General features: G+C 71.5%; 12 protein-coding genes. 5 read left to right on the top strand and 7 right to left on the bottom strand.

Annotated features, from left to right (window positions below; translation table 11 throughout):
• Positions 1-206 precede the first annotated feature (206 nt).
• The gene (locus P8A20_RS10995; RefSeq protein ID WP_147959570.1) at positions 207-1211 is read left to right on the top strand and encodes a MarR family transcriptional regulator; all 1005 of its coding nucleotides are present in this window, start codon (positions 207-209) and stop codon (positions 1209-1211) included.
• Between the two features lie 120 nt (positions 1212-1331).
• On the opposite strand, the gene P8A20_RS10990 is transcribed toward P8A20_RS10995, so the two are convergent.
• The 5 genes from P8A20_RS10990 to P8A20_RS10970 all read right to left on the bottom strand — a co-directional run bounded on the left by P8A20_RS10990 (position 1332) and on the right by P8A20_RS10970 (position 10143).
• On the bottom strand, positions 1332-1922 hold the full coding sequence (locus P8A20_RS10990) for a hypothetical protein (protein WP_261988660.1): 591 nt from the start codon (positions 1920-1922) through the stop codon (positions 1332-1334).
• Positions 1923-2039: 117 nt separating this feature from the next.
• Positions 2040-4472 carry a 1,4-alpha-glucan branching enzyme gene (gene glgB / locus P8A20_RS10985; RefSeq protein WP_306103424.1) on the bottom strand — a complete coding sequence of 811 codons (2433 nt, stop codon included), beginning with the start codon at positions 4470-4472 and terminating at the stop codon, positions 2040-2042.
• A gap of 177 nt (positions 4473-4649) precedes the next feature.
• Positions 4650-6092 carry a maltokinase N-terminal cap-like domain-containing protein gene (locus tag P8A20_RS10980; protein ID WP_306103423.1) on the bottom strand — a complete coding sequence of 481 codons (1443 nt, stop codon included), beginning with the start codon at positions 6090-6092 and terminating at the stop codon, positions 4650-4652.
• Between the two features lie 248 nt (positions 6093-6340).
• Positions 6341-8047, bottom strand: coding sequence for a maltose alpha-D-glucosyltransferase (treS, locus tag P8A20_RS10975; RefSeq protein WP_147959573.1), 1707 nt, complete (start codon positions 8045-8047; stop codon positions 6341-6343).
• The gene (locus P8A20_RS10970) at positions 8044-10143 is read right to left on the bottom strand and encodes an alpha-1,4-glucan--maltose-1-phosphate maltosyltransferase (RefSeq protein WP_306103422.1); all 2100 of its coding nucleotides are present in this window, start codon (positions 10141-10143) and stop codon (positions 8044-8046) included. The genes treS and P8A20_RS10970 overlap by 4 nt, the downstream gene beginning before the upstream one ends.
• A gap of 720 nt (positions 10144-10863) precedes the next feature.
• On the opposite strand from P8A20_RS10970, the gene glgP reads away from it, so the two are divergent.
• Positions 10864-13473: an alpha-glucan family phosphorylase gene (gene glgP / locus P8A20_RS10965; protein WP_306103421.1), complete on the top strand. Its 2610-nt coding sequence runs from the start codon at positions 10864-10866 to the stop codon at positions 13471-13473.
• Between the two features lie 192 nt (positions 13474-13665).
• Positions 13666-15474: a SpoIIE family protein phosphatase gene (locus P8A20_RS10960; RefSeq protein WP_261988661.1), complete on the top strand. Its 1809-nt coding sequence runs from the start codon at positions 13666-13668 to the stop codon at positions 15472-15474.
• A gap of 108 nt (positions 15475-15582) precedes the next feature.
• On the opposite strand, the gene P8A20_RS10955 is transcribed toward P8A20_RS10960, so the two are convergent.
• Positions 15583-17625, bottom strand: a complete 2043-nt coding sequence (locus P8A20_RS10955; protein ID WP_147959576.1) for a M4 family metallopeptidase — start codon at positions 17623-17625, stop codon at positions 15583-15585.
• 593 nt (positions 17626-18218) lie between these two features.
• Between P8A20_RS10955 and P8A20_RS10950 the strand changes: the two genes are divergently transcribed.
• Positions 18219-18881: a TetR/AcrR family transcriptional regulator gene (locus P8A20_RS10950; RefSeq protein ID WP_306103420.1), complete on the top strand. Its 663-nt coding sequence runs from the start codon at positions 18219-18221 to the stop codon at positions 18879-18881.
• Positions 18882-18914: 33 nt separating this feature from the next.
• On the opposite strand, the gene P8A20_RS10945 is transcribed toward P8A20_RS10950, so the two are convergent.
• Entirely contained in the window at positions 18915-19979 is a 1065-nt protein-coding gene (locus P8A20_RS10945; protein WP_147959578.1) for a heme/hemin ABC transporter substrate-binding protein, read from the bottom strand.
• A gap of 118 nt (positions 19980-20097) precedes the next feature.
• On the opposite strand from P8A20_RS10945, the gene P8A20_RS10940 reads away from it, so the two are divergent.
• Positions 20098-20925, top strand: coding sequence for a hypothetical protein (locus P8A20_RS10940; protein ID WP_306103419.1), 828 nt, complete (start codon positions 20098-20100; stop codon positions 20923-20925).
• Positions 20926-20963 lie beyond the last annotated feature (38 nt).

The following is a 20963-nucleotide window of genomic DNA, read 5'->3' as shown; positions in this document are numbered from 1 at the left end:
GCGGTGTTCTTCATCCGGGGGTACAGAAAGGGGTTTGGGGAAACCTACCCACCCGCCCCACCCGTCACGGCCAGCAAGTATGACTAATTGTGACCGACTTGCGGCGCAGAGTCGCGGGTGCTTACGGTGCCCACAACGTAACGACCCCGGCGCGGTGTTGGACGCACCAGCCGGGGTCTCACCCCAAGATCGAAGAGGCCGATCCCGTGGCTACCCAGCACCCTAGCTCCGCTCCGTGCGCGCCTGCACCCTCGCGCTCGTACCGCCAGGCCCGCACCGGCTACGGCAAGCGCTCCGTGCATAACCAACCTCCATCTCAGGCAGGGGACTTCGCCCTTCTCCCGGAGCGTGAGCGATACGTCGCCGGTTACGTCGACCATCTCCCCGACGGCGCGGCCATGGACATCAAGTCGCTGGCCAAGGATCTTCCGCTGTACGGGCAGATGGCCATCGGAACCGCCCTGCGCGCGCTCGCGGTAGCCGGTCATCTCCGCCATGTACGTTGCCGCGTCGAAACGCTCGGCCAGAGCCGCTGGGTGACGCGTACGTACTGGTCCCGCCGCGCCCACGACAACGAGTGGTGGGCCACCTTCCTCGCAGGGGAGACGCCGGACGTGCAGGACGTGCCTGCGCCTCCGCCGCCGTGGGTGCCCGCCGAGACGGAGCCGGAGCCGTCCGCGCCCCAGGAGGAGGCGAGCGGCCCCGCCGTGCCGCAGCAGAGGTCGTCGGCCGTTCCCGGTGATGCTCCCTCGCCCGCGTATCTCGCGCTGGCCCGGATCGGCCGCCTCGAACCCCAGCTGGCCCTCTCCGCCGGGGACTGTGCCGCGCTGGAGCGGCTCGCTGCGGAGTGGTTCGCCCGGGGGGTGGACGCCGACTACCTCACCCAGGCCCTCACCTCAGGGCTCCCGTCCCCGATCGGCTCGCCGGTCGGCTTCGTACGCCGCCGCCTCACCGACAAGATCCCCCCTCGGCTGCCCGCCGCCACCGCTGGCCTGGAGGCGTCTGCCGTACGCCGCCAGCTCCTGGTCGAGTGTGCCGAATGCGGCCGCCCCGGCCCGGCCGACGGCCTCCCGGACGGCCTCTGCCGCCCCTGCCGCGCCAGCTGCCAGGAGGGAGACGGGACGTCTGGCGACACACCGGCCGAACCGCCTGTCGAGCGCGACGTCCACGCGCTGGTGAGCAACATGCGCAACCTGATGCGGACGCCCTGACGCCTCCGGGGGTACCTGTCCGTCACGTGCCTCGCGCGAGGTGATGTCCGGTCACCGTCGGCGGTGAGACGGTCGCCGGGCCCAAGGGCGGCTGGACGGGCAAGCCCTGTTCCTGCAGGCTCAAGTAGCCCGGCGGCGGGCGCGTGACGTCCGTGCGGTCTCGATGTCGGACCGAAGGGCGCTGAGGCGGACGGGATCTCGCGAGTCGTCCAGCACCACCACATGCAGCTGATCGCCGACCTGGGGTGCCGGGACCTCTTCGGACCACCAGGAGGTGTGCTTCACCTGGTCGATGAAGCCGGCGACGGCGGCCCCGGCCACCTCGACCGACGAACCGACCGAGGCCACGGCGGTGACGACGACGTCGGCCTCCTGGTCGTTCACCAACTGCGCGGAGACCGGCGGGCCGGTGGGCCGCAGAGCAGCCGAGAGGACCGCCCCCCTCGTGAGTCCGGTGATCGGCCCTCCGGAGAGCGTGACGCGGGCCGTGTGAGGAGGGTCCAGGAACGGGACCTCACGGCCGTAGCACTCGATCCTCGTGGCGGTGAGGGTGACGGCGGGCGCGGGCCCCGGGGTGGCGGTCGTCGGGGAGAGGAACAGCTGACCGGTCCGGACCACCCCGCTGAGGCACCGCACCACGCAGACGCCTCCATGATCGTCCCCGTACTCGACTTCGTAGACCTGCAGCGTGCAGCTGACTTCGAGGCTCACGACGAGGGCCGGCGTAGGCGTGCGGTTGCTGATGTGCGCATGTACGAAAGGTAATGCCTCAGCGGAAGAGGGGTGGTGTGCCCGGAGACACGGGCACACCACCCCTGTCCCGTCCCGTCAGGCCGGCCGCAGCCAGACCGTCGCCAGCGGCGGGAGCGTCAGCGTGATGCTGGTGTCGCGGCCGTGTGCCGCGACCGCCTCCGGCTTCAGCGGCTCCTCGTTGCGCACGTCGCTTCCGCCGTAGCGGGCCGCGTCCGTGTTGAGGACCTCGACCCAGGCCTCGGGTCCGTCCGGTACGCCGATGCGGTAGTCGTGGCGCACCACCGGGGAGAAGTGCGAGACCGCGATCAGCGGCGAGCCGTCCGCGTCGTAGCGGACGAACGAGAACGCGTTGTCCTCGGCCGCGCCGCCGTCGATCCAGCTGAAGCCCTCCGGCGACGTGTCCCGCTGCCACAGCGCGGGCAGCGCGTTGTACACCGCGTTGAGGTCCGTGACCAGGGTGCGTACGCCCCGGTGGTCGCCGGAGGCCTCGTAGGTCTCGTCGAGCAGCCACCAGTCCGGGCCGTGCCCCTCGGACCACTCCGCTCCCTGGGCGAACTCCTGGCCCATGAAGAGGAGTTGCTTGCCCGGGTGCGCCCACATGAAGCCGAGGTAGGCGCGGTGGTTCGCCCGCTGCTGCCACCAGTCGCCGGGCATCTTGCTGACCAGCGCCTGCTTGCCGTGCACCACCTCGTCGTGCGAGATCGGCAGCACGTAGTTCTCGCTGTACGCGTACACCATCGAGAAGGTCATCTCGTCGTGGTGGTACTTGCGGTGGACGGGCTCCTTGGACACGTAGACCAGGGAGTCGTGCATCCAGCCCATGTTCCACTTCAGGCCGAAGCCCAGGCCGCCGTGGTCCGTGGCGCGGGTGACGCCGTCCCAGGCCGTGGACTCCTCGGCCATCGTGACGACGCCGGGGTTGCGCCGGTAGACCGTCGCGTTCATCTCCTGGAGGAAGGCGACCGCGTCCAGGTTCTCCCGGCCCCCGAACTCGTTCGGCGACCACTGCCCGTCCTCGCGGGAGTAGTCGAGATAGAGCATGGAGGCGACCGCGTCGACCCGCAGGCCGTCGATGTGGAACTCCTCGCACCAGTAAGTGGCGTTGGAGACGAGGAAGTTGCGCACCTCCTTGCGGCCGTAGTCGAACTCCAGGGTTCCCCAGTCGGGGTGCGCGGCCCGGTTCGGATCGGAGTGCTCGTACAGCGGGCGCCCGTCGAACTCGGCGAGGGCCCAGTCGTCGCGGGGGAAGTGCGCAGGCACCCAGTCCATGAGGACGCCGATGCCCGCCGCGTGCAGCGCGTCGACCAGGAAGCGGAAGTCGTCCGGGGTGCCCATTCGGGAGGTCGGGGCGAAGAACCCGGTGACCTGGTAGCCCCAGGAGCCGCCGAAGGGGTGCTCCGAGACCGGCATCAGCTCCACATGGGTGAAGCCGAGCTCCCGCACGTAGGAGGGGAGCTGGGCGGCCAGCTGCCGGTAGGTGAGGCCCGGCCGCCAGGATGGGAGGTGGATCTCGTAGACGGAGAACGGGGCCTCGTGGACCGGGCGGTCGCCCCGGTGCGCCATCCAGTCCGCGTCCTGCCACGCGTGGTGCGAGGCCGTGACCACCGAGGCGGTCGCGGGCGGCACCTCGGTGTGCCGGGCCATCGGGTCGGCGCGCTGGGTGTGCGATCCGTCGGGCCGGCAGATGTCGTACTTGTACACGGCGCCCTCGCCGACGCCGGGGAGGAAGAGCTCCCACACGCCGGTGGAACCGAGGGAGCGCATGGGGAAGGCCGTGCCGTCCCAGTAGTTGAAGTCGCCCGCGACGCGGACGCCCCGCGCGTTCGGCGCCCAGACCGTGAACCGGGTGCCCGCCACACCCTGGTGCTCCATCGGCTGTGCCCCGAGCGCCTGCCAGAGCTCCTCGTGCCGGCCCTCGCCGATGAGGTGCAGGTCCAGTTCGCCGATGGCGGGCAGGAAGCGGTACGGGTCGTCCACCTCGATCGTGTTGTCGTCGTAGGCGACCTTCAGGCGGTACCCGTCCGGCACGGCGGGCAGGGCCAGGACGCCGGAGAAGAAGCCGTCGCCGTCGCTCTGAAGCTCGGCCCCGGTCCGCTTGCCCTCGACCAGCACGGTCACCGAGCGTGCGTAGGGGCGCAGCGCCCGGAAGAGGACTCCGCCCGGGACCGGGTGCGCGCCCAGGACTCCGTGCGGGTCGTGGTGGTCACCGGCGAGCAGACGGCCCCGGTCCGCGTCGTCCAGCGCGGTGGCGGGCAGCACGTTCCTGCTGCCCCCGCCGCGGCGCGGACGGGGCGGGGTGCCGGACGCCGCGGTCGCCCGCTTGGCCCGCGTGCGCTTGGCGGGAGGCGGCGGGGCGGACCCGGCGGTTGCGCCCGTTCCGGCAGGCGCGGTGACCGGAGCGGTGGCGGGCGTCGGGGCCGAGGCGGTGACCTCGGTGGTCACCGGCTTGGGCGTGGGCGGGACCTCGATGGGCTCGGACGATTCGCTGGACGGCTTGCGGGCGGTCACAGGGACTGCCTCCTCGGAAGGCTCGGGGGCTCGGGAAATGCCGGGGGACTCGGGGGACTCGGGGGACTCGCGGGGACTCGTGCACTCGGAAAGGCCGGGGCACCTGGAAGGCCGGGGACCCGGAATGGCCGGGGCCGGAAGGTTCTACGGGCTCGGGGGAGAGGCGGGAGGCGGTGGTCACGCCGGTGCGGTGGCGAGACGCTGGATGGCGGCCATCGGGACCGGCAGCCAGTCGGGGCGGTGGCGGGCCTCGTAGAGCACCTCGTACACCGCCTTGTCGGTCTCGTGGGCGCGGAGCAGCTCCGGTTCGTCGCGTGGGTCGGAGCCCGCCGCGCGGGCGTAGCCCTCGCAGTACGCGGTGCGGCAGCGGGCCGCCCACTCCGGGTTCCACGGGTGGTGCGAACGGGCCGCGTAGTCGAAGGACCGCAGCATCCCCGCGACGTCGCGCACCGTCGGCTGAGGGCTCCGGCGCTCCGGCAGCGGTCTGGCCGGCTCGCCCTCGAAGTCGATCAGCGACCAGAAGCCGTCGTCCCCGCAGAGGGTCTGACCGAGGTGCAGATCGCCGTGCACCCGCTGGGCGTCCCAGCCGCGCCCGGTCTCCCCGAGCGCGGCGACGGCGTCGAAGGCGGTCCGCAGGCCCGGTACGTACGGGAGGAGTGCCGGGACCGCCTGGGCGGCGGCCTCCAGCCGTTCCACCATCCCGGCCACCAGGTGCCTGGTCCGGTCGTGGGCCAGGGGCGGTGTCGGCAGCGCGGTGGCGAGCGCCGTGTGCACCTCGGCGGTGGCACGGCCGAGCGCGTGCGCCTCGGGCAGGAAGTCCTCCCCGGCGGCGAGGGCGGCCAGCGCGAGCTGCCAGCCGTCCCGCGCACCGCGCAGGAACGGCTGCAGCACCCCGAGAGTGAGCGGCTCCGGGCCGGTGGCCGCCTCGAACCAGGCCACCGGGGCGGGTACCCGCCCGCAGCCCTCACGGCTGAGCGCCAACGGCAGTTCGAGGTCGGGGTTGGTGCCCGGGAAGACCCTGCGGAAGATCTTCAGGATGAAGGCGTCCCCGTAGACGAGCGAGGAGTTGGACTGCTCGGTGTCCAGGACGCGCGGGGTGAGCCCCGGGGGGATGGGCTCGGCACGGTCGAAGCGGAGGGGTCCGAGTGACCCGGGGTTACGGAATCGTTCCAGCAGGAGGTCGGCGACGCGCGGGTCGTGCAGTCCCTCGTACAGCGTGCGCCCGGCCAGCGGCCCTTCGGTGACCCGGCCGATACGTGCCCCGGCGAGCCGCTGGGGCAGTGCGGTGCGTACGCCGAGCAGGAGCTGGTAGCAGTCCCCCTGGGGGTGGGCCTGCCTGCTGCCCGGCTGGTGCACGCGGACGAGCAGGTGGAGCAGCCCGGGCCCCGTGGCCGTGGCGTCCAGTGGCAGTATCTCCGTCGCCGCCACCAGCGAGAAGCCGGTGACGGGCTGCCCCTTGCCCGCGAACCACCGCTGGCGGGGCACCCACTCGTGGAGCAGAGGGGCGAGTGACGGCAGCAGAGCCGTGGTGCCCGTGGTGCTCGTCGAGTGTCTTCTTGTCGTCTTTCTCGATGTTGTGCTCTTCGCCAGGGCGACTCGAGTGGATGCAGCCTCCGACATGGCATCGCGTCCTTTCCCCGGGCACACCACAGGATGCGAAGAGTGTCCCGGATTGCGGCAATGGCTGTCCGGCTGTGCGGGACGTGTCGGGTGAGGAAAGTCCGTACGGACTTGATCAATAGGCCCGAAGGGCCCGATGGAGCACGGAAGGGCTCGATATGGGGGAGAGTGCCCCGTGCGGGGCGGCGGAAACCGCCCCGCGGGTGGCGCCTCGACGGTGAGGCGCCGTCAGCCGTCCGCCGCGGCGGTCAGCCGACCGGAGCGTCCTTCCGCAGCCGGAACCAGTAGAAACCGTGGCCCGCGAGCGTCAGCAGGTAGGGCCACTGACCGACGGCGGGGAAGCGGACCCCGCCGATCAGCTCCACCGGATGACGCCCGTCGAAGTCCCGCAGATCGAGCTCCGTCGGCTGCGCGAACCGCGAGAAGTTGTGGACGCACAGCACGAGGTCGTCCTTGTACTCGCGGGTGAACGCGATCACCGCCGGGTTCGACGACGGAAGTTCGTTGTACGAGCCGAGGCCGAACGCGGGGTTCTGCTTGCGGATCTCGATCATCCGCCGCGTCCAGTGGAGCAGCGACGACGGCGAGGCCATGGACGCCTCGACGTTGGTGACCTGGTAGCCGTAGACCGGGTCCATGATCGTGGGCAGGTAGAGCCGCCCCGGGTCGCTGGACGAGAAACCGGCGTTGCGGTCGGGTGTCCACTGCATCGGGGTGCGCACGGCGTCGCGGTCGCCCAGCCAGATGTTGTCGCCCATCCCGATCTCGTCCCCGTAGTAGAGGATCGGGGAGCCGGGAAGGGACAGCAGCAGCGCCGTGAACAGCTCGATCTGGTTGCGGTCGTTGTCCAGAAGCGGTGCCAGACGCCTGCGGATGCCGATGTTGGCCCGCATCCGCGGATCCTTGGCGTACTCCGCGTACATGTAGTCCCGCTCCTCGTCCGTCACCATCTCGAGCGTGAGCTCGTCGTGGTTGCGGAGGAAGATGCCCCACTGGCAGCCCGACGGGATCGCCGGAGTCTTCGCCAGGATCTCCGAGACCGGGTAGCGGCTCTCGCGGCGTACGGCCATGAAGATGCGGGGCATCACGGGGAAGTGGAACGCCATGTGGCACTCGTCGCCGCCGGCCGTGTAGTCGCCGAAGTAGTCGACGACGTCCTCGGGCCACTGGTTGGCCTCGGCCAGCAGGACCGTGTCCGGGTAGTTGGCGTCGATCTCCTTGCGGACCCGCTTGAGGAAGTCGTGGGTCTCGGGGAGGTTCTCGCAGTTGGTGCCCTCGCGCTGGTAGAGGTAGGGCACGGCGTCGACCCGGAAGCCGTCGATGCCGAGGTCCAGCCAGAAGCGCAGGGCCGAGATGATCTCCTCCTGCACCGCCGGGTTCTCGTAGTTGAGATCCGGCTGGTGCGAGAAGAACCGGTGCCAGTAGTACTGCTTGCGGACCGGGTCGAAGGTCCAGTTGGACGTCTCCGTGTCGACGAAGATGATCCGCGCGTCCGGGAACTGCTTGTCGTCGTCGGCCCAGACGTAGTAGTCGCCGTACGGCCCGTCGGGGTCGGTACGGGACTGCTGGAACCAGTCGTGCTGGTCGCTCGTGTGGTTCATGACGAAGTCGATGATCACGCGCATGCCGCGCTGGTGCGAGGCGTCGACGAACTCCACGAAATCGGCGAGGTCGCCGAACTCGGGCAGCACGGCGGTGTAGTCGGAGACGTCGTAACCACCGTCGCGCAGGGGCGACTTGAAGAACGGCGGCAGCCAGAGGCAGTCGACGCCCAGCCACTGCAGGTAGTCGAGCTTGGCGGTGAGGCCCTTGAGGTCCCCCACGCCGTCCCCGTTGGAGTCCTGGAAGGACCGGACGAGTACCTCGTAGAAGACGGCGCGCTTGAACCAGTCGGGATCGCGGTCCTTGGCGGGAGTGTCCTCGAACAGGTCGTGGACAGGCTCATTGACGATCATGTTGTGGGTGACCCTCCGGTCGGCGGGGACGGTCGCAGGACCGCGATGTGCGCCGGTGTCACACCCGGCTCGAGACGCACGTAGAAGGTCCTGCCCCAGTGATAGGTGTCGCCGGTGAGCTCGTCGCGCACCGGCACGCTCTCGTGCCGGTCGAGGCCGAGACGCGGCATGTCCAACGAGACCGTGGCCTCCTGGGTGTGGTGAGGGTCGAGGTTGACGACCACCAGGACGACGTCCGAACCGGAGCGCTTGCTGTAGGCGATCAGCGCCTCGTTGTCGACCGGGTGGAAGTGCACGTCGCGCAGTTGCTGGAGTGCCGGATGGCGACGGCGGATCCGGTTGAGGGAGGTGATCAGGGGAGCGAGCGAGCGGCCCTCACGTTCCGCCGACTCCCAGTCCCTGGGCCTGAGTTGGTACTTCTCGGAGTTCCGGTACTCCTCGCTCCCGGGATGCACCGGGGTGTTCTCGCACAGCTCGAAGCCCGCGTACACGCCCCAGGACGGGGACAGCGTCGCGGCCAGCACGGCCCGGGCCTCGAAGGCGGGACGGCCGCCCTCCTGGAGGTAACCCGGAAGAATGTCGGGCGTGTTCACGAAGAAGTTGGGCCGCATGTACGAGGAACTCTCGCCCGAAAGCTCGGTCACGTACTCGGTGAGTTCCTGCTTCGTGTTACGCCAGGTGAAGTAGGTGTACGACTGCTGGAAGCCGATCGAGGCCAGCGTGCGCATCATCGCGGGACGGGTGAAGGCCTCCGCCAGGAAGATCACGTCCGGGTCGGTGCGGTTGACGTCGGCGATCACCTTCTCCCAGAAGACCACCGGCTTGGTGTGCGGATTGTCGACGCGGAAGATCCGTACGCCGCGCTCCATCCAGAACCGCAGGATGCGGACCGTCTCGCGCACGATCCCGGCGAGATCCGCGTCGAACGCGATGGGATAGATGTCCTGGTACTTCTTGGGCGGGTTCTCGGCGTACGCGATCGACCCGTCGGCACGGTGGTGGAACCACTCCGGATGCTCCGTCACCCAGGGGTGGTCCGGGGAGCACTGCAGGGCGAAGTCCAGCGCGATCTCCATCCGCAGGGTGCGCGCGGTCGCTACGAAGTGGTCGAAGTCCTCCAGCGTCCCGAGGTCCGGATGGACGGCGTCGTGGCCGCCCTCGGCCGACCCGATCGCCCAGGGCACGCCCGGGTCGTCGGCTCCCGGCGACAGACTGTTGTCGGGGCCCTTGCGGTGGGTGGTGCCGATGGGGTGGATCGGTGGCAGATAGACCACGTCGAACCCCATCGCGGCGACGGCGGGAAGCCGCTCGGCGGCGGTGCGGAAGGTGCCGCTGACCGTCCTGGTGGCCGGCTGCGGGACCTCCGCCGTGACCGCGGGAGTGCTCTTCCGGGTGGAGGCGGCCGCGGTCTTCGCGGTCTTGGCCGCCCTCGGCTTCCGGGCCGGCTTCGGGGGAGCCACCGGCTCCTGCCGCGCGCCCTCGGAGCGGGGGAACAGCTCGTACCAGGAGCCGTAGAGGGCACGCCGTCGCTCCACGGTCAGCGGCATCGGCCGGGACGCGGTGACCAGTTCGCGCAGGGGGTGGCGGCCGAGGGCCTCGTCCACCTCCGCGGTCAGCGCGGCCGCCAGCCGGGAGGCCGCCGGCCGGGACGTGTCGCGCAGCGCGTCGACGGCGGCGAGCACGGCCTCCCGCCCGTCCTTCTTCGGGACCCCCTCGGCCGCGCGGGTGTACAGCTCGGCCCCCTCGTCGAGGACGAGCGCGGTGTCGATGTCCGCGGGGATCTTGATCTGCGCGTGGGTGCGCCAGGTGGTGACGGGATCGCTCCACGCCTCGACGGTGTACGTCCAGGCGCCCTCGGAACCGGGGGTGACATCGGCGCCCCAGCGGTCCGTTCCGGGGGCGAGCTCGCGCATCGGCGTCCAGGGGCCGGGCCGTCCGTTCGCGTCGCACAGGACGACGTTGGCGGCCACGGCGTCGTGGCCCTCGCGGAACACGGTGGCGCTGACCTCGAAGGTCTCGCCCGCGACGGCTTTGGCCGGCCGTCTGCCGCAGTCGACGAGCGGACGGACGTCCAGGACGGGAATGCGACCGATCATGGAATCACCTGGGGGTCGGAGCTCGGCATGCGCGGCGCGCGACGAGGGCGTGAAGGGCTGACCGCGCGCGCCGCGATGGTGGGGTTGCGTCCTTTGTAGCTGCTCGGTCGTCGGCTGGCGGGCTGTGGGCATGGCCGCTCCTGTCCGCGTTCACTCGAATGGCACTCGAATGGCAGGTGCGCGGGCGGTTCGGGCTCGGACCGGGGCACCTGGGATGTGCAGCGCGGGAGTGTTACCGGGGGAGCCTTCCCACCGCTTTCGGGCGGCCAACCCGGCGGTGTGTTAACTCCTGGATGCAACCGGTGTACGCGCTGTGGACCGCGCGCCGGTCCCCCGGCCGCCACGCGGGCACCTCCGCAGCCTTCCCTGTGGTGCGGGGTGCCACAAGTCCGCGTGTGGAGGGGAAATCAGCCATATCGCCCGTGACAGACGGGTACGTAACTGGCGCATCTGGCCCATGGGGCGACCGGGGTCGGAGGTACCGGTGCGACCCCGGTGAAAGGGGGTGACTCCGGAGGCGGCGGAGGGAGGGCGCACACCGTGCAGCGCCCGGGGCGTGGGCGGCCGGACCGCACCGGACCGGCCCCGGCGGCGACGCCCGCGCCGGTCGCGCGCCGTGGCCTCGTACGGCGGCCCACCGCTAACGTCGAGGGTGACGGAGAGGGCGCCCACCGTCGTGCGTCCCCTCGGATCCGTACGTCCCCTGTAAAGGTGGGATACGTGAAGGCCATTCGTCGATTCACCGTGCGCCCCGTCCTCCCCGAACCCCTGCGACCGCTCAGCGACCTCGCCCGTAACCTGCGCTGGTCCTGGCACACCGAGACCCAAGAGCTCTTCCGGGCGGTCGACCCGGAGGGCCCGCGGTCCGCCGACGCCGACCCCGTACGCCTGCTCGGCACCGTCCCCGCGGCACGCCTCGCCGAGCTGGCCGGGGACCAGCACTTCATGCGCCGGCTCACCGAGGTGTCCGAGGACCTGCGGGAGTACCTCGGGGGGCCGAGGTGGTACCAGAGCCGGCTCTCCCAGGGTGCGGAGCTCCCCGCAGCCATCGCCTACTTCTCACCCGAGTTCGGTGTCACCGCCGCCCTGCCCCAGTACTCGGGCGGCCTCGGCATCCTGGCCGGGGACCACCTCAAGGCCGCCAGCGACCTGGGCGTGCCGCTCATCGGGGTCGGCCTGCTCTACCGGCACGGCTACTTCCGCCAGAGCCTGTCCCGGGACGGCTGGCAGCAGGAGCACTACCCCGTCCTCGACCCCAACGAGCTGCCGCTCACCCTCCTGCGGGAGGCCGACGGCACCCCCAGCCGGGTGGTGCTCGCCCTGCCCGGCGGCCGTTCGCTGTACGCCTCGATCTGGCAGGCCCAGGTCGGCCGCGTCCCGCTGCTGCTCCTCGACTCAGACGTCGAGGAGAACGCCCCCGGCGAGCGCGACGTCACCGACCGGCTCTACGGCGGCGGAAGCGACCACCGCCTCCTGCAGGAGATGCTGCTCGGCATCGGCGGTGTGCGCGCCGTGCGCACCTACTGCCGGCTGACCGGGCACGCGGACCCCGAGGTGTTCCACACCAACGAGGGGCACGCCGGATTCCTCGGCCTGGAGAGGATCAGGGAACTCTCCGAGACGGGACTGGACTTCGACGCCGCCCTGGAGGTCGTGCGGGCCGGCGCCGTGTTCACCACCCACACCCCGGTGCCCGCCGGGATAGACCGTTTCGACCGCCAGCTCGTGGCCCGTCACTTCGGTGACGACGGGGAGCTGCCTGGCGTCGGGGCCGAGAAGATCCTGCGCCTCGGGATGGAGACCTACGAAGGCGGCGAGCCCGGCCTCTTCAACATGGCGGTGATGGGGCTGCGGCTCGCCCAGCGGGCCAACGGGGTCTCCACCCTGCACGGAGCCGTGAGCCGGGAGATGTTCTCCGGGCTGTGGCCGGGATTCGACCCCTCCGAGGTGCCCATCACCTCGGTGACCAACGGGGTGCACGCCCCGACCTGGGTCGCACCCGAGGTCCTGCGCCTCGGGGACGGCGCGACGGACAGCACCGGGGACGGGCCGGCCGGGCACCTGGACGCCGTCCCCGACCGTGAGATCTGGGACCTCCGCAGAGGGCTGAGGGAGCAGCTCGTCACCGAGGTGCGCGGGCGCCTCCACGCCTCCTGGCGCGGGCGGGGCGCGGGCACCGCCGAGCTCGGCTGGATCGACGGCGTGCTCGACCCGGATGTCCTGACCATCGGCTTCGCCCGCCGGGTGCCCTCGTACAAGCGGCTGACGCTCATGCTGCACGACCGCGACCGGCTCCGGGAACTGCTGCTCCACCCGACGCACCCGATCCAGATCGTCGTCGCCGGCAAGGCCCACCCCGCCGACGACGGCGGCAAACGGCTCATCCAGGAGCTCGTGCGGTTCGCCGACGATCCCCGGGTGCGCCACCGCATCGTCTTCCTGCCGGACTACGGCATGGGCATGGCGCAGAAGCTCTACCCGGGCTGCGACGTCTGGCTCAACAACCCGCTGCGCCCCCTGGAGGCCTGCGGCACCAGCGGGATGAAGGCCGCGCTCAACGGCTGCCTCAACCTCTCCGTCCGCGACGGCTGGTGGGACGAGTGGTTCGATCCCGACTTCGGCTGGGCGATCCCCACCGCCGACGGGTCCGCCACCGACGAGGAACGGCGCGACGAGCTGGAGGCCAACGCCCTGTACGCGCTCATCGAGGACCGGGTCGCCCCCCGCTTCTACGACCGCAACGCCGAGGGCCTGCCCGAGCGGTGGATCGAGATGGTCCGCAGCACCCTGGCCACCCTCGGCCCCAAGGTCCTCGCGGGCCGCATGGTGCGTGAGTACGTCGAAAGGCTCTACGCACCCGCGGCTCTGTCCCGCAGGGCGCTGAAGCCCGCGGCGGCCCGCGACCTCGCCGCGTGGAAGACCAGGGTCCGCGCGGCCTGGCCGCAGGTGACCGTCGATCACGTGGAGGCCACCGCCGACACGGCCGTCGGCGGAACCGCCGAACTGGGGTCCACCCTCGCGCTCCGCGTCCGGATCGCCCTGGGCGGTCTGGACCCGGAGGACGTGGAGGTGCAGGTGGTCGCCGGGCGGGTCGACTCCGGGGACGCGATCGCGGAGGCAAGGACCTTCCCGCTGAAGCCGGCCGGCGGCCACGACCTGGAGGACCGCTGGCTGTACGAGGGGCCGCTCGCCCTCGACCGCACGGGCCCCTACGGCTACACCGTGCGCGTCCTGCCCGCCCATCCGCTGCTCGCCTCGGGCGCGGAACCCGGCCTCGTCGCCGTGCCGAACGCGTCGACGGGTGACGGCGGCGGGGTGCTGCTGCGCTGACGTTCCGGTGGGCACGGTGGGCCCGGCGCGTGTCCCGCGCCGGGCCCACTGCCGTGTCTGATTCCGTACCGGTCGTCCGGCAGGGGTGTTTTCGCCGCGATCTCGCTAACATGACAGCCCTGCCGGTGCTGCCCAGCAGCCACCGACGTGACGAGCGAGGCGTTCCCCCGGACGCGAGTGGAGGTCAGCACGGTGAACGGCGGCGGAGGCCGAGCGAGACGCCTGACCCGTCGGCTGGCCGTGCAGAACGCCGGCCCACGTCTGCTGCACCCACGCCGGGCGGAACCCGCCGGGCCCCGGGGGGACCGCTTCACCACCGCCGCCCGGATGCGCTGGCTCAACGAGGCGAGCACCCGGATCGGCACATCGCTGGACCTGGAGCGCACGGCCGAGGAACTGGCCGCGTTCAGCGTCCCCAGACTGGCCGACGCCGCCGCCGTCGACCTGCTGGAGTCCGTGCTCCACGGCGAGGAGGGCGAGCGCGTCACCGGCACCGCGGTGCCCGTCACCCGGGCCATGGCGGTCCGGGCCATCGACGCGCTCGCGGAGCTCGAACCCGCCCCGGTGGGCGAGGTGGTGAACCGGCTGGAGCGCCGCGAGACGCTGCTGACCACCGAGTGCCTGCGCAACGGCAGGCCCGTACTGGTCGGCCGGATGACAGCGCGCGACTACGCGCGCGTCGCGCCGACGGACAGCGCGGAGGCGGCGATGCGCCGGCAGGGCGTGCACAGTTACATGGCGGTGCCGCTGATCGCCCGCGGTGTCCTGCTGGGTTCCGCGGACTTCGTGCGCGCCGGTGACAGCCCGCCCTTCAACCGCGCCGACCTGGATCTGGCGGGTCAGCTCGCCTCCATGGCCGCCGTGTTCATGGACAACGCCCGGCTCTACGGGCGCGAGCGGGAGCACGTCGTCTCGCTCCAGCGTTCCCTGCTCCCGCGTGCCACACCGCACACCCCCGGCCTCCGGGTGCACGCCCACTACGCGCCTGCCGTCGACGCCCACGGCGTCGGCGGGGACTGGTACGACGTGGTGGCGCTCCCCAGCGGGCGTACGGCGCTGGTCGTCGGCGACGTCACCGGCCACGGTCTGCCGGCCGCCGCCACGATGGGCCGGCTGCGGACCGTCGCCCGCACGCTCATGATGCTGGACATCGCGCCCGACCGGCTCCTCGCCCGGCTCGACCTGGCCACCCGTGACCTGGAGGACGACCAGGTCGCCACCTGTCTGTGCGCCGTGTACGACCCTGCGGACTCCAGCTACACGATCGCCAGCGCGGGCCATCCGCCGCCCCTGCTGGTGGATGCCGGGGGCACGGCCCGCTATCTCGACGTGCCGGTCGGGGCGCCGCTGGGCGCCGGGGTGATCCCGTACGACCCGCTGCGGGTGCGTGGCCCGGTGGGCGGACGGCTCGTCCTCTACACCGACGGCCTGATCAAGACACGCACCGACGACGTGGACGTGCAACTGGAAGGGCTGCGCGCGACCGTGGCCGCCATGGCGCCCGAACAGCTGGACAGCGGAGGCCCGCTCACCTTGCCGCGGCGGGACGACGGCCGGTTCGACGAGGCGGTGCTGCTGGTCGCGGGTGGCCACGAGCTGGGCCCCGGTGTGCGGTTGCGCGAGTGGGACCTGCCCACCGAGGGCAACCCCGCGTCCACCGCCCGCAAGCTGGTCACCGAACAGCTCGCCCGGTGGGAGCTGGGCGAACTCGCCGACGTGACGGAGCTGGTGGTCAGCGAACTGGTGGGCAACGCCCTGCGCTACGGCGGCGGCCCCGGCAGGCTCCGGCTGCTGCTCGACGAGCGCCTCCAGGTGGAACTCGCCGACACCGGGCCGGATCTGCCGCAGATCCAGCACGCCGACGTCAGTGACGAGGGCGGCCGGGGGCTCCAGCTCATCAACCTGCTGTGCCGCAGGTGGGGTTCGTGCCGCACGGCGAACGGCAAGATCGTCTGGGCCGAGCAGAACGTACCGGGCCGGGACGGGGACCTCCCTCTCTGACGCGGACCTCCGACGCGCGGACCGGCCCCGGGAAGCATGCTTCCCGGGGCCGGTTCCTCAGCGTCGGTGCGCGGTGCGGGCCGGTGCCCGCTCAGCGGTCCCGGTTGCTCAGAAGGTGAGCTTGACGCTGTTGAAGGTGCCGGTGTCGCCCGAGTAGGCGTCCTGGACCTTCAGGTTCCACGTGCCGTTGGCCACCTCGGAGGAGGCGTTGACCGTGTAGGTCTCCACCACGTTGTCCGCGGAGTCGCTCGACGAGGAGTTCTTCAGCCGGTAGGCCGTCCCGTCCGGGGCGACCAGGTCGAGGACGAGGTCACCGCGGTAGGTGTGGGTGATGTTCACCGCCACCGACAGGGCGCTGGGCGCGTTGCCGGTGACACCGCTGACGACGACCGGGAAGTTGGTGGTGCTCCGGTCGGCGATGGCCTTGACGGTGGTGTTCTGGAAGACCTTGCCGCCCGGGTCGGTGCCGCCGCCGGGGCGGGAGCCCACGGCGATGGCGGCCCAGGCGTTGGCGACGCCGGCGTACTCGGCGCTCGAGGTGCCGTACAGCTCACCGGCCACGGCGAGGGTGCCGGTGCGGGCCGCCGCGTAGTTGGTGGTGGAGGTGAACTTCGTGGTGAGCGCCTTGAACCAGATCTGCAGCGCCTTGTCCCGGCCGATGCCGGTCACCGGGAGGCCGTCTGACGTCGGGGAGTCGTAGGAGACCCCGTTGACCGTCTTGGCCCCGCTGCCCTCCGACAGGAGGTAGAAGAAGTGGTTGGCCGGGCCCGAGGAGTAGTGGACGTCGATCGAGCCGAGGCCCGAGTACCACGAGTCCTTGGACGCGCCGTCCTTGCTCGGCTTGTCCATGTAACGGAGCGGGGTGCCGTCGCCGTTGATGTCGATCTTCTCGCCGACGAGGTAGTCGCCCGGGTCGGTGGTGGTGTTGGAGTAGAACTCCACACCCGCCGCGAAGATGTCCGAGGTGGCCTCGTTGAGGCCGCCCGACTCACCGCTGTAGTTGAGACCGGCGGTGTTGGAGGTGACGCCGTGCGTCATCTCGTGCGCCGCCACGTCCAGCGAGGTGAGCGGAGCGAGGTTGCCGCTGCCGTCGCCGTAGGTCATGCAGAAGCAGCTGTCGGACCAGAAGGCGTTGACGTAGCTGTTGCCGTAGTGGACGCGGGAGTACGCGCCCACGCCGTCACCCTTGATGCCGGTGCGGCCCATGACGTTCTTGTAGAAGTCCCAGGTCTCCGCGGCGCCGTAGTGGGCGTCGGCGGCGGCGGTCTCGGTGTTGGAGGCGCTGCCGTTGCCCCAGACGTCGTCGGTCCCGGAGAACAGGGTCCCGGTGCCGGACGTACCGCGGTTCAGGTTGTACGTCTTGTGGTTGCCGCGCGCGGAGTCCGTCAGGTTGTACGAGCTGCCGGAGCCGGAGGTGCCCAGCGTCACCGTGCCGCTGTACTGGGTGTTGCCGGTGCCGGTCTCGATGGCCTGCCACTCGAAGAGCTTGGCGCCGGAGGAGGCGTCCGTGATCACGTGCAGCTCGTTCGGGGTGCCGTCGTGCTGGAGTCCGCCGACCACCGTCTCGTAGGCGAGCTGCGGGGTGCCGTTCGCCGCCCAGACGACCTTGCGCGGGGCCTTGCTCGCCTCGGTGCTCTTCGAGCCGTCGGCCTTGGCCGCGGTGAGCGCCTGCTTCTCGGCGGTGGCGGGCGCGACGTCCGCCGTCGTGCCGACAGCCTTCAGCTGGGCCCCGGTCGCCTTCGACGCCTTGGTGACGCCCTGCGTCGTCCCGGACTTCGACGCGGCCACGACCAGGTCGCCGCCGAGGACGGGGAGACCGTCGAGCGTGCGCTCGTAGCGGGTGTGGGTGGTGCCGTCGACGTCCTTGACGACATCGCGGACCACCAGCTTCTCCGTGGCGCCGAGCCCGAGCTCCTCGGCGGTGGCCGCCTTGGTGGCGTTGGCCTCCTTGAGCAGTTCCGCGCGCTGGGCGGGGGAGAGCTTCGCGGGGAGCGCGCCGGGATCGGCGCCCTTCACCGCGGCGGCGGGGGCCGCGGTCGCGCTTTCGGGCGCGGCCGATGCGGCTCCGCCCTGCATTCCGACGGCGAGAAGGGCTGCGGCGGCTATCAGAGCGCCTGTCGCGGTGGCACGACGGCTGTGCGTGGGTCTCACGCGGACTCCTTCTGCGAGGGGGGCTACGACCGACTGGGTGAGTGGGCCGGCAGAGCAGGCGGTGCGTGGAACGGGGGAAGAGTGCCAGCCTGAGCCTGCGCGTGTCAGGACCGCGTCAACACATTGGCCGGAAGTCGTCCGTTGCCGGAAATGCCGTGTTCGTTAACCGGACGTTTCGCCGTGTGTCTTCCGGGCGCGGTGGCGGGGGCGCGGAGAGCCCGCGAAGCCTTACGTCCCAGGGTGAGTTGAGATTCCGTTCGAATGGGCGGTGTTCGAACGGGAATGCGCGGACGGGGTGTTGCCCACGTGCTGAGACGGCGCCGAACTGTGGCCAGTTCCGCGCCGTCCGGTGCGGGCCGGATCCGTAGGGATGTGTGCGGCTTCGTGAGCTCCGGACGCTGCCGACTCCACGGCCGACGTACGCCGCATCGCGGCCGGCGCCTCTCCGCCTGCTCCTCCTCGGTCGTTCCGTCCCTGAAGCGCGGGATGTCGACGACCGCTGCCGCCCCTCTCATGGGCGGTGTCAGCCTTGAACCTCTCAGTTCAATGAAGTGTTCTCATCGGTCCATTTGGGCTGGCGGTACGCTGCGGAGGTGACAGCAGCGACCACTCCGTCCGGGAGGACCGCGCCCCGGGGGCGTATCGACAAGCGGCAGGCGATCCTCGATGCGGCCTTCACCGTCTTCGCGCGGCGGGGGTACGCGAACGCATGTGTGCGGGAGATCGCCGAAGAGGCGGGTGTCGCCAAGCCGACCGTCTACAACCACCTCAGGGACAAGGAAGATCTGTTCCGGCACGCGATCGAGACCGTGGCCGACACGGTGATGGCGGAGAATCTCGCCGTCGTCGAGCGGCTGCGTGACCCGGGTGACGATCTCCGGTACGCCCTGGAGGGCATGGCGTACCGGATGCTCCAGGTCTGCTGCGGCGAACGCGCCCGCGCACTGCGGTGGCTGACGTACGCCCAGGTCGCGGGCTTTCCCGATCTGATCGAGGTCGTCCAGGAGCGTACCCAGGGCAGGCCCGGCGAGGCGCTGGCCGACAGGCTCGCACGCCTGTCGCTGGCCGGCCGGCTGCGCCCCTGCGACCCGGACCTGGCCGCGGAGCAGCTCCTGGCCCTCCTCACCGGCCCGATGGAGGCGCGCTCCCGGCTCGGTGCCCGCGCGGTCCCCGCCGCCGCGATGCGCGCGGTGGCGGAAGCCGCGGTCGACACCTTCCTGCGGGCCTACGGGCCGGCCGGCTCCGAGGCCGTCTGACCTCCGGTCCCTGTGTGCCGGGCCCGCCCCGGCTCAGGCGCCGTGGAGCCGGTCGACGAGGATGTCGATGACCAGCGGTGTGCGGGGGCCGAAGCTCAGGAGCACTCCGTCCTCCAGGTCCACGACCCTGCGGTCCATGCCGGCCGGTGTCTGTGCGATGCCCGGGATCTCCACGAGCCCTTCGATCCCGCCGACGGAGTCCAGCCCCTTGGTCATCATCAGGATGACGTCCGGCCCGGCCGCGACCAGTCCCTCGCTGGTGATCGGGGTGAAGGGCTTGTCCAGCCCCGACCCGACACCCGCGTCCACCGCACCGGCGGCCTCGATCAGGGAGTCCGCCCCGGACCCCTTGCCGCCGAGGAGGTAGACGGCGGCGCTGCCGCGCATGTAGAGGAAGGCCACCCGGGGGCGGCTTCCCTCGGGGACGGAGGCCCGGGCGTCCGCGATCTCCTTCCGCATGCGGGTGTTGAGCGCCTCGCCCGCGGAGGGGACGCCCAGAGCCTCGGCGACGCGGGTGGTCCGGGTGGTGACGTCCTGGAGCCGGGTCGCCGGGTCGAGCACCACGACGGGGACGCCCGCGTCGCGGATCTGGCCGATGGCCTCGCTGGGTCCGGTGTCGGTGTCGGCGAGCACCACCGTGGGGTGGAGGGAGAGCACGCTCTCGGCGCCTACGTCGTGCGCCCTGGTGACCAGGGGGAGATCTTTCGCCTCCTCGAAGGTGGCGGTGACATCGCGCCCCACGACCCGGTCGCCGAGGCCGAGGGTGAAGACGATCTCGGCGATGCCCCCGTTGAGCGGCAGGATGCGTGAGGTGTCCTCGACCGTGACCTTCCGTCCGTCGGAGGAGTCCACGGTGACCGGCAACTCCGGCGCGGGCGGATCGCCTTCGAGCGGCACGACGGTGTTCTCCGCGAGCCGCTGGGCCGCGACCGCCGCCCGCTCGCCCGCCGGTACCGGTGCGGTGCCGGCCGACGCCGAACCACCGGCTCCGCCTCCGCAGGCACTCGTCAGCAGGGCGATCGCCACACCCAGGACCGCGGGTCCGTGACGTCGCGAAAGGGGCCGTCGGGCTCGTGGGGGTCTCCCGGGTACGCGCATGACTCGAACGCTCCTCTCCTGGCGCCCGGCACCGTCCCCCGCGCACCGCGTCTGGCACTTCCGTGCCAAGTAGCTTAGGTTAGGCTTCCCTTGGTTACCTAGGGTGGGGGTGTGGGCATTGAGTGGGTCGAACGGTGTGCGCCGGGGGCGTGGCGCGCGATGGGCCGCCGTCGTGGCGGGTTCCCTCGCGCTGACGCTGCCCATGGCGCCGTCAGCGGTGGCGGCGGACGCGTCCGCCACGGGGCCCGAGGGGCAGAAGCTCACGGTCTCCAAGGCGACGGGGCTCGACGGAGCCGGTGAGACCGTGACGGTCACCGGCTCCGGGTACAACGTGGAGAAGGGCGTCTACGTGGCCTTCTGCGTGGACAACGGGGCCGGGAAGACACCCACCCCGTGCGTCGGCGGGGTGGACATGTCCGGGGAGTCCGGAGCCTCCGTCTGGGTGTCCTCGAACCCGCCCTCGTACGGGGAGGGGCTCGCCGAGCCCTACAAGGGAAGCGGGCACGAGGGGTCGTTCAGCGTGCGGCTCAAGGTGCGGGCCAAGGATGCCAACACCGACTGCGCCAAGTCCGGTGTGACGTGTGCCGTCATCACCCGCAACGACCACACGCGCGGTGGTGACCAGAGCCAGACCGTCCGGATCCCCGTGACCTTCGGCGGTGCGGCGGCGTCGGACGGTGCGACCGCCTCGGCCGCTCCGGGCGCGACGTCCGGTTCCGGTTCGGCGGGGGCGGGTACGTCCGGGTCCGGCGCCACCGGAGGGGCGGACGCCGGTTCCGGTTCCGGCGACGGCGCGGAGACCCCGAAGGGTCCGCTCGCCAGCACCGGTTCCGGAGTGGCGCTGCCCCTCGGCCTGACCGCGGCGGGCCTGGTCGTGGCCGGTGCGGGGGCCTGGTCCGTGGCGCGGAGGCGCCGGCGGGCCGGGGCGGAAGCGGCACAGGCCTGACGGGCGCAGGCCCGACCGACACAGCGTCGTATCCGGAG

This window comes from Streptomyces sp. Alt3 (assembly GCF_030719215.1).
In the GTDB taxonomy this organism is placed as follows: domain Bacteria; phylum Actinomycetota; class Actinomycetes; order Streptomycetales; family Streptomycetaceae; genus Streptomyces; species Streptomyces glycanivorans.
This window is presented reverse-complemented; position numbering and strand designations above follow the sequence as displayed.

What these genes read in the sequence shown, in the direction of transcription:
- P8A20_RS10945 (WP_147959578.1), bottom strand. Translation starts at nt 19,979, where the DNA reads ATGCGCGTACCCGGGAGACCCCCACGAGCCCGACGGCCCCTTTCGCGA.
- P8A20_RS10980 (WP_306103423.1), bottom strand. Translation starts at nt 6,092, where the DNA reads ATGTCGGAGGCTGCATCCACTCGAGTCGCCCTGGCGAAGAGCACAACA.
- P8A20_RS10970 (WP_306103422.1), bottom strand. Translation starts at nt 10,143, where the DNA reads ATGATCGGTCGCATTCCCGTCCTGGACGTCCGTCCGCTCGTCGACTGC.
- treS (WP_147959573.1), bottom strand. Translation starts at nt 8,047, where the DNA reads ATGATCGTCAATGAGCCTGTCCACGACCTGTTCGAGGACACTCCCGCC.